Source organism: Myxococcus xanthus, assembly GCF_013116825.1.
Taxonomy (GTDB): Bacteria; Myxococcota; Myxococcia; order Myxococcales; family Myxococcaceae; genus Myxococcus; species Myxococcus xanthus_B.
In genome coordinates this window covers 1-8901 of record NZ_JABFNS010000218.1, presented here as the reverse complement: position 1 = coordinate 8901, position 8901 = coordinate 1, and the positions used below count along the sequence as shown (strand labels likewise).

The following is an 8901-nucleotide window of genomic DNA, read 5'->3' as shown; positions in this document are numbered from 1 at the left end:
GTCAGATGTCTATAAGAGACAGGGCGCGGGGGGCGGTGGCAAGGAGCAGGCCAGCGAGAAGCAGGGGACGCATGGAGGCCCTTCTAACCCGGGGCAGAGAGATTTTCTTGACGCGATCTCCCATCGTGGGACCTTCCCCGCGCTACATGCGTGTTGCAAACGGGAGCAAGGTTCGATGAACGCGGCGGCAGCGAACTGGCAGACACTGGAAAACGTCGATGTGGAGTGCACCCACTGCGGCATCCGGATGACCCAGCAACCGGGGACCCGGGTTCGCTACTTCCGGTGCTCCGGGTGCCACCGCTGGGTGTCCAGCGTGTACTCCGACGTCTTCCGGGCGGACGCGAAGGTGCGCACGCACCCGGTGAAGGACACCGGCGCCCAGGACGAGCAGTTCATCGAGGTCAAGGACCGGCTGGACCGGTGGCTGTCCGCGCTGGAAGAGCAGGACCCCTACCGGCTGCTGGGTGTCTCGCCGCTGGACTCGGCCGACACCGTTCGCGCGCGCTACCACGCGCTGGCCATGGAGCAGCACCCGGACCGCGGCGGCTCGGCGGAGAAGATGCGCGAGCTGAACGCGGCCTATGAGCGCATCCTCCGTCACCGCCAGCGCAAGCGTCAGGAGGCGCTGTCGGCAGGGGCGCCCGTGGCCTCGGCCTCCGTCCTTCCCGCGCGCAGCAGGTAGGCCCAGAAGAGCGCCCCCAGGACCAGGCCCAGCCCCGCCTTCAGCCAGGTGGGGAACATGTCCCCTGGGGAGACATAGCCCTCCACCACGCCGATGAGGGCGAGGAAGGGCGCGCAGCCCAGCACCAGCTTCACCGCCTCCCGTCCGCGCACCGCCAGCGCCTGTCCCCGGGGCAGCTCCCCCGGGTCGATGAGCGCCTGGCCCACCATGAGTCCCGCCCCGCCGGCGATGACCAGGATGGACAGCTCCACCGGGCCGTGCGCGGCGATGAAGTCCAGCAATCCCCCCAGCATGCCCTCGCGGGCGCACAGCGCGCTGATGGCGCCGATATGCACCCCGTTGTTCACCAGCAGGAACAGCGTGCCCAGGCCGCCGGTGAGGCCCAGGGCGAAGGTGACGATGGTGACGGTGAGATTGTTGGTGGCGATGCCGGACGCCACCGAGTTGGGCGGCGCCACCGACAGGATGTCATCCGTCCACATGCGGCCCTGCGCCACGTAGTGGCGCACGCCGGCGGGCACCAGCAGCTCGGCGCCCCGTGGCTCCCACAGCACCACCAGGGCGCCCAGCAGGATGCCCAGGATGAACAGCACGGCGCTGGCGCCCACGAAGCCACGCTCGCGGCGCAGGGTGGCGGGGAACTCGCGGCGGAAGAAGTCCCGCATCGCGGGCCAGCGCTCGCGCGGCGGCTGGTAGATGGACGCGTAGGCCTGGCCACAGAGCTGGTTGAGGAAGCGGTGGACATCCGTGCCGGCGTAGAAGGTCTGCGCGTGCGCCAGGTCCGCGGACGCGCGGCGGTACAGCGTGTCCAGTGTGCGCAGCTCGCCCAGCTTCAGCGTGCCGGAGCGCTGCTTCGCCAGCAGGGCCTGGAGCGCATCCCAGTCCGTGCGGCGTTGGGCCACGTAGGCGGGCAGGGGCGTGGCCATCTCAGCGCGCTCCCTGGACGCGGGCGCGCAGGAAGGCCTCGGTGCTCTCCGCGGACACCAGCACCGCCGCGCGTGCCTCCGCGTCGTCAGGCCCCACGCGCTCCACCAGCCGCGCGCCCAGCCGCTGCCGCACCTCCGGCGCCAGCCCCGGCGCGCGCGAGAGGAAGGACAGCACCAGCTCCACGTCCTCCGGAGACAGGGGCCGCGCACCCGTGTCCTGTGGCAAGGGCTCGGACGTGGACGGCGCGGCGGTGTACTTGTCCAGGTCGATGCGCTCCTCGCGCACCAGCAGCGTGCCGGCGAGCAGGTCCCCCAGGCGCCGGTGCTGGCGGGTGAGCAGCATGCTGACACAGGCGGCGGCATACAGCATGGGCAGGAAGTCCACCGCGCGGCAGAGGTTGCGCACCGCGCTCTCGTAGACACCCACGGGCGAGCCGTCCGTGCGCACCACCCGGATGCCCAGCACGCGCTTGCCCACCGTCTGGCCGTGGAAGAAGACCTCGCTCACCGTCCAGTACAGCCACTGCGTGGCGAAGACGCCCACCACCAGCAGCGTCTGCCCCACGCCCGACAGCGCCTGGAAGACGCCGAGCACGTCCGACACCAGCAAGGTGAAGACGAAGTAGGCCACCAGCCAGAAGAAGAACAGCAGGCTCGCGTCCACCAGCCACGCGAGGCACCGGTAGCCGATGCCCGCGATGGGAAGCGTGAGCGCCACGCGTTCGGGGGTGGCGACGTCGAGATGGGGAGTTGGAGCGGAGCGCATGCGGGGTCGGCAGCATACACGTCTGCCTTCCTCCCACGCCTGATGTCGCACCCCCTTTTCTGCTTGGACTTGCGGGATTTTCAGGGCCCAGACGCATGTGTCACGGTTGACAGTCAGCGCCGTGCGGGAGGGGGCTTTCATCGACTTGTGGACGCCCGGGCGTGTCCGGCTCCGGACAGCGATGACGAACCAACGGATGAAACCCCTGTAACGGGCTCTGATTCATGCACACTGGACACTCCCATTGGGGCTGGTTCGCGTCTGCGCTTTCCCGGTGATAGGGTTTCTGCGTTGGACCATGAACCTGGGCCGAAGGAGGTGCGGCCCGCAGGGACGTCAGGAGTAGCTGAAAGTCGAAAACAGTCAGGAGTCGAGTCGTACATCGGTAGGCCGACTCCGGAGTGGCTCAGCGGACGCGCTCGTTCTTCCCTGTCATGCAACCCACTGGCCCAGGTGGTACCGGAGCCGGCTGTGGTCAGTTGTCTGTTCATGCAGTTTTCGCCATGACGGCTGGGGGGCCTTCGCATGGCAACCAATCAAGCAGCGATTCGTGTATCGATTCTCGAAGGACCGTGGGCGGCCTGGCAGGGCCTGGCCGACGGGCTCCGTGGTGAAGGCGTGCAGGTCTCCTCGGTGACGAGGGACGTGCGCCTGTTCCTCGACAGCCTGGGGACAGACCCGCCGCAGGTCGCGGTGATGGACGTGGAGGGCGACAGCGAGGCCGCCGTGGGCTGCTCCGTCACGGAGGGCATCAATCTCCTGCGGGAGGCGCGCAAGCGCCGGCTGGAGGTGCGGATGCTGCTGCTCTCCGCGGTGAGCACACCGGAAGTCATCTCGCAGTGCTTCGACGAGGGTGCCTCCGGCTACCTGTTCCGCGCGGGGTTGGGCACGACGGCGGTGGCGTCCGCCATCAACTCCCTGGTCCGAGGCGAGCGGCTGTTCCCGGTGCAACTCCTGAGGAACGACTTCGAACATCCACCGGTGACGTCACCCACCGCGAGCGTGTTGCTGGCGCTCACGCAGCGCGAGCGCGAGGTGCTGGCGTATGTCGCGGGCGGCGCGGACAACCTGAAGATTGCCGCGCACCTGCAAATCGCCGAGCGCACCGTGAAGTCCCACGTCACGCAACTCTACCGGAAGCTGGGCGCGGAGAACCGCACGCAGCTGGCGCTGAGGGCGTGCCACCTGGGCGTCCGGCCGCCGCCGGACCTCTAGGCGTCGCTGTCGTTCCGCTCATGCAGCACGCCCCCCGGACCCTGGCGCCGTTGCCAGGGGACGCGAGGGGCGTGCGCACGGAGGGTGCCGTGACTACGACTTCAGCTCTTCCATCTTCTTGCGGAGGCTCAGCGGACGCATGTCCGTCCAGACCTCCTTGATGTACTCCAGGCACTCGGCCTTGAGGCCCTGCTTGCCGGCATCCTTCCAGCCGAGCGCGTTCTCGCGGTCGGCCGGCCAGATGGAGTACTGCTCCTCGTGGTTCACCACGACCTTGTAGACGGTCGTGTCCTCTCGCTCATCCGCCATTGATGTCTCTCCTGGAACGGGGCGTATTCTGGCCACAATCCAGGAAAAGGGGTCAAGACACGGAAGGCGTGGGTGCGGTCGGCGTCTGAAGCCCGCATATACTCGCCGGCCATGCAAAGTGTCTTCCGTGTCATCACCGCCCTGCTCCTCGCGCTGGGCGTCACCTGGGCCGCGCTGGCCCTGGCGTTGACGGGGGCGGGCCCCGAGGGCGCGCACGGACCGCGGGCGTTGGGGGCCGGGCTGCTCGCGGTGGGCGCGGTGGTTGCCTGGCGGCGTCACTCACAAAGGGCGGCCCTGTCCGTCATTGGCGTAGGGTGTGTGGCCGTCTGGGGGTGGACCCAGACGGTACGGCCCGCGACGCAGGCGGACTGGGCGCCGGACCTGGCGCGCTCCGCCCGTGCGGTGGTGGAGGGCTCCCGTGTGACGTTGCATGACGTGCGTGACTTCCGCTACCGCACCACGTCGGACTGGGATGCGTCGTGGTACTCGGCCACGTACGACACGCGTGAGCTCACGGGCGCGTGGTTCATCGTGGAGCCCTTCTCCGGCGTCTGGGGCGCGGCCCACACCATGGTGAGCTTCGGCTTCGCGGATGGGCGCTACCTCGTCTTCTCCGTGGAGGTCCGCCGAGAGAAGGGGGAGACCTTCTCCGCGCTCGGCGGCCTGTTCCGCCAGTTCGAGCTCACCTACGTGGTGGGGGACGAACGGGACCTGGTGCAGCTGCGCTCCAACCACCGCAAGGATGACGTCTACCTCTACCCGGTGGATGCGTCGAAGGAGCGCATCGCCAGCTTCTTCCTCGACATGGTGGCGCGGATGAACGCGCTGCACGAGAAGCCGGAGTTCTACGACACGCTCACCAACAACTGCACTACCAACCTGGTGCGGCACCTGGAGAAGGTGAGCCAGAGCCGGGTGCCCTACGATCACCGCACCTTGCTGCCGGCGTTCTCGGACGCCCTGGCGTATGAGCTGGAGCTCATCGACCGGGACGCGCCGCTGGAGCAGGTGCGCCAGCGCTACCACATCAACGCGCGCGCGCAGGCGGCGGATGGGCGCCCGGACTTCTCACGGCGCATCCGCGAGCCGTTGGCCGCCGCCGCCGCGCAGTGACCCGCCAGGCGCCTTACGGGGCGTGGCGCGCTTTCAGGTGCATGTCGTAGTGCTGTTGCAACGCGGCGAAGTAACCGCGCTCCTCCCAGAGCGCGGCGATGAGGCGCTCCGTCAAGGTCTTCACTTCGGCGCTCTCGCCCGGCTCGGGCGTACGGGGGCGGAGGGCGTCGGGGGTGAAGAAGGCGCGAGTGGCCTCGGCCATGAGCAGGCGGCTGCCGGCGAAGAGCCGACGCAGGGCCTGATTGACGGGGCGCGGGTCCAGCTCCGCGCAGGCGGCGACGATGGCGTCGTGAATCCTCCCGGGCAGCGGGCCCTCCATGTCCTCGGGCCTCAGGTCGCCACGGTCCAGGGCATGGTTGAGCAGGTAGCCGTGATGCAGCGCTGATGACGCCACGTCCACGCAGTCCTTCACCCACAAGACGAAGAAGAGCTTGCGGAACAGCTTGCGCACCGGGAAGAGCGCCAGTCCCTTCATGTAGCTCATCAGCCGGCCGCCCGCCGTCCGGCCAACGTGTGAGCCGGCGAGGACCTCCACCGCCGGGGCCGGCCTGGGAAGGCTGTGTTCGGAGAGGATGGTGAGGACCATGCTCTCGCGGGCCTGCCGGAGCGCGTAGTCGTCCAGGAAGGGGACGGGGATGAGCGGCGTCAGGCCGGACACGACGGCGAGAAAGGCCACGCGGCCCAATACGGGGGGCAGCTCGTTCTCGGAAGGACGGGGCTTCGGCTCGGTCATATGACGTTCATATGCCCATCGGGCCCGGCGATTGCGCGGGCCCTGAAGGCGGGGAGGGTGTTGGCTGGCCTCCAGCCGGGCGTCGTGGCTCAGGCCTTTCGTTCCCCCTGGGCGTGGGGCAGCAGCAGGACATAGAGGGTGCTCATCACCGGCGTGGGGATGCCCCGCGCGCGGCCCCGGCGCACCACCGCGCCCTGGAGGTATTCAACCTCCAGCGGCTTGCCCTTCTCCAGGTCGCCCAGCATGGATGGGCGCATGTGGGCGGGCAGCCCGTCCATGTACTGCACCAGGGTGTCCGGCGTGCGCGTGGTGGTGATGCCCTCCGCGGCGGCGACGCTGAGCACCTCGGCGGCGGCCTGCCGGAACACCTCGCGGAAGGCCGGGTTGTCCCGGAGGGCGCCCACGGGAAGCCGGGACGCGGTGCTGAACGCGGAGATGCAGGCGAGGAAGGACAGCTTGTCCCAGAGCGCTCCGCGCGCATCCGCCACGGCCTCCACGGTGACGCCCGCGCCGGCCAGCGCGTCCCGCAGGGACTGCGCCCGGTCGGAGATGCGCGAGGTGTCACCAAACACTTCTCCGAGCACGATGCGGTGGTTCGTTCCGGTCTGGGTGATGACGCCGGGCTCGCTGATGGCGGTGGAGATGTACGTGGTGCCGCCCAGGACCGCGGCCTCGCCCACGGCGGCGGCCACTTCGGAGGGGATGTCCACGCCGTTCTGCAAGGTGAGCACGAAGGGCGGCGTTTCGCCCGGCGCCGGTGCGCCTCGCGCGGAGAGCAACGTCTTCACCGCGGGGAGCACGGAAGCGACGTCGTAGTTCTTCACCGCGAGGACCACGACGTCCACGGGGCCGAAGCGCTGGACGTCATCGTCGACCTTGACCGCGACGGTGAAGTCTCCTTCGGCGCCGCGGATGGTGAGCCCGTGCTCCCGCATGGCGCGCAGGTGCGCTCCGCGCGCGAGGAACGTCACGTCATGCCCGGCGCGGACCAGCTTCGCGCCGAAGAAACCACCGACGCCTCCAGAGCCCAAGATGGCGAATCGCATGGCGCGGACGATAACCGCGCGTCCCCAGCGGGGCAGGGGGGAATCACGCGCTCGCACTCCGCGCATCCGCGAGCGAGGCCGCTGTGTGGGAGCACAGTCGCACGGGGCGGCCAGGCTGCGCCGCCTCGTCGCGACGACGTCAAGGGGCCTCAGCGGGTCAACGACACAGCGCGCTTGGGCTCCTCCGGAGGAAGGTGCCACGTCAGGGGGCTGGGAGGCGGCGCGACCTCGCGGACCATGGGGCGGTGCCGCGCGATGAACGCCGCGGAGCTCTCCGGGCTGGCACATGCGGAGAGGATGAGCTCGGGTGTCACGAAGGCGTTGGCAACGGCATCCGCGACCCGCGCGTCCTTGCTGCCAGCGGCCAGCAAGTCAATCACGTGCGGAGGCGGCGGTTGGAGCAGGGCGTTGGTCCAGTGCGTCGCCGGCGCGGTGGCGGCCCACGAGCCCGCTTCGGCCTCCCGACAGAAGACCTCGTCGAAGGGACGGTTGTCCGCCAGCGCGGTGACGATGTGCTCCGCCAACGCGAAGGCGGAGGCGGACCCCGCGTTGGCCCCCTGGCCCGCGACGGGGTCGTTCGTCACGTGCGTGTCGCCCACTGCCAGCGCGAAGCGGCCGTTGGAGAGGGGCGCCCAGCCCTGGCGCACCGTTGGCGTGAAGGAACCCTGGAGGTAGTCCATGGGGCCTCGCACGCCGAAGCTCGCCGGATCCACGCGCTCGTAGGTGGTGGGCGCGAAGCGCCGCAGGAAGTTCATCAGCATCGCCTCGAAGGCGCGTGGGTCTTCGTCGTAGCGCTGCGTGCTGAGCCGCGACAGCTCACTGCCGGGAATGCCTTCGATGAGCACGCTGGGGACACGGCCGTTCGCCGTGACGACCTGGGACTCGAAGATTTCACCCTGGCCTGGAATCAGGTTGGCATTCATCCCGATGGGCTCTTGCATGCGCACGCCCTTGAGCAGCGCGGCGAAGAGCATGCGCGGCGGCTGCGTGTGCGGCGATAGAGCGGGCACGCGAGGGAACAGGCGTGTCAGGCCATTGCGGCCGGTGGCGACCACCATCAGCGCGTGCTGCTGGGCCAGGCGCTCCAGCACGTCGAGGTCCACGGGAAGGACCTCCAGCTTGCCGCCGCGCGCGATGAAGTCCTCCGCGAGGCGCGGTTGGTATTGCCGGTAGTCCACGAAGATGGTGGGGGAATCCAGGCGGCCCCGGAGGCTGAACGGGTGAGGGCCGCCGTTCACATGGATGCCGATATAGAACATGTCTGCGTTGGGGCCGCTCCAGTGGTCCACGCCCAGGATGCGCTCGCGCATGCGCGTGGGGGCATGGTGCGCCACCGTGTTGAGCAGACGGGAATCCCGTAGCTTGCTCGGCTCCTGCTCCGTGTAGATCGTCACGGGTACACCGTGGGACAGCAGCTTCAGACCCAGGTGAAGTCCTGCGGTGCCGGCGCCAACAATTGCAATGCGCTCCATATGACTCTCCTCCGTGCCCCGTGCCGTCATGGCTGTGTCGGGATGGACCCCCCAAGGGCTGGGGGCGTTCCTTAACACAACACAAACGGAGATCTTCAGACAGGACGTACTTGATAGCCGAGAAAAAGAGAGGCGCATTGCGTCATGCACTGATGGGCAGACGTGGACGTCGGGTTGGGAACAGCAGGCGCAAGGCTTTACAGTGGGGCGCAATGGCCTGGTTCCTCGACGTGGCGTTGAAGGTAGGAGTCCCGGCTGAGTTCACCGCGGACGCGGTGCTGTTCAAATACGTACAGAGTCTCCATGGCGCGACGGGTCAACGGGATGCTCGCCGGGCGCAAGGATTGGTCAAGGCAACCACACGCGGCTTGAGCGCAACGCCTGGCGTGGAGCCGCTTCCGGATGGTGGCTTCCAGGTTCGGCGAATGTCAGCCGTGGTGCTGCATCGTCTATCGCAGCATTCGCGAGCTGGAGCAGTCGCTGCCGAAGGAGCTCCAGCGCATGGACTGATAGCGCAGTTCATCTGGGCTGAGCGACGGAGTAACCGCAGTAGGCGAACCAGCCTGCTGCGTCGCTTGGGGAGATGGCCGCCAGAGCGAGCTTTATGCCCTGGTGCAAGGCGGAGCGGGTCCGCAG

General features: G+C 68.7%; 9 protein-coding genes. 3 read left to right on the top strand and 6 right to left on the bottom strand.

Annotated features, from left to right (window positions below):
- Nucleotides 1–175: 175 nt before the first annotated feature.
- Complete coding sequence (locus HNV26_RS35880; RefSeq protein WP_011553164.1) at nucleotides 176–685, top strand: J domain-containing protein; 510 nt, start codon at nucleotides 176–178, stop codon at nucleotides 683–685.
- Here the strand turns inward: HNV26_RS35880 and HNV26_RS35875 are convergent.
- Together HNV26_RS35875 and HNV26_RS35870 are read right to left on the bottom strand one after the other, a co-directional pair.
- Entirely contained in the window at nucleotides 619–1611 is a 993-nt protein-coding gene (locus HNV26_RS35875; RefSeq protein WP_171445189.1) for a stage II sporulation protein M, read from the bottom strand. The two genes, HNV26_RS35880 and HNV26_RS35875, sit on opposite strands and share 67 nt — an antisense overlap.
- Before the next feature lies 1 nt (nucleotide 1612).
- Nucleotides 1613–2377, bottom strand: a complete 765-nt coding sequence (locus HNV26_RS35870) for an RDD family protein (protein ID WP_171445188.1) — start codon at nucleotides 2375–2377, stop codon at nucleotides 1613–1615.
- Between the two features lie 525 nt (nucleotides 2378–2902).
- Between HNV26_RS35870 and fruA the strand changes: the two genes are divergently transcribed.
- Nucleotides 2903–3592: a response regulator transcription factor FruA gene (gene fruA / locus HNV26_RS35865; protein ID WP_171445187.1), complete on the top strand. Its 690-nt coding sequence runs from the start codon at nucleotides 2903–2905 to the stop codon at nucleotides 3590–3592.
- A 93-nt stretch (nucleotides 3593–3685) separates the two neighbouring features.
- Here fruA and HNV26_RS35860 read toward each other — a convergent pair whose 3' ends face one another.
- Nucleotides 3686–3901: an MbtH family protein gene (locus HNV26_RS35860; protein ID WP_013939684.1), complete on the bottom strand. Its 216-nt coding sequence runs from the start codon at nucleotides 3899–3901 to the stop codon at nucleotides 3686–3688.
- Nucleotides 3902–4012: 111 nt separating this feature from the next.
- Between HNV26_RS35860 and HNV26_RS35855 the strand changes: the two genes are divergently transcribed.
- Nucleotides 4013–5014, top strand: coding sequence for an Lnb N-terminal periplasmic domain-containing protein (locus HNV26_RS35855; RefSeq protein WP_171445186.1), 1002 nt, complete (start codon nucleotides 4013–4015; stop codon nucleotides 5012–5014).
- Nucleotides 5015–5027: 13 nt separating this feature from the next.
- Here the strand turns inward: HNV26_RS35855 and HNV26_RS35850 are convergent, their stop codons facing one another.
- From HNV26_RS35850 to HNV26_RS35840, 3 genes are all read right to left on the bottom strand, one after another.
- Nucleotides 5028–5747, bottom strand: a complete 720-nt coding sequence (locus HNV26_RS35850; RefSeq protein WP_171445185.1) for a hypothetical protein — start codon at nucleotides 5745–5747, stop codon at nucleotides 5028–5030.
- A gap of 89 nt (nucleotides 5748–5836) precedes the next feature.
- Nucleotides 5837–6793, bottom strand: a complete 957-nt coding sequence (locus tag HNV26_RS35845) for a ketopantoate reductase family protein (RefSeq protein ID WP_171445184.1) — start codon at nucleotides 6791–6793, stop codon at nucleotides 5837–5839.
- A gap of 149 nt (nucleotides 6794–6942) precedes the next feature.
- On the bottom strand, nucleotides 6943–8265 hold the full coding sequence (locus tag HNV26_RS35840) for a styrene monooxygenase/indole monooxygenase family protein (RefSeq protein ID WP_171445183.1): 1323 nt from the start codon (nucleotides 8263–8265) through the stop codon (nucleotides 6943–6945).
- Between the last annotated feature and the right edge of the window lie 636 nt (nucleotides 8266–8901).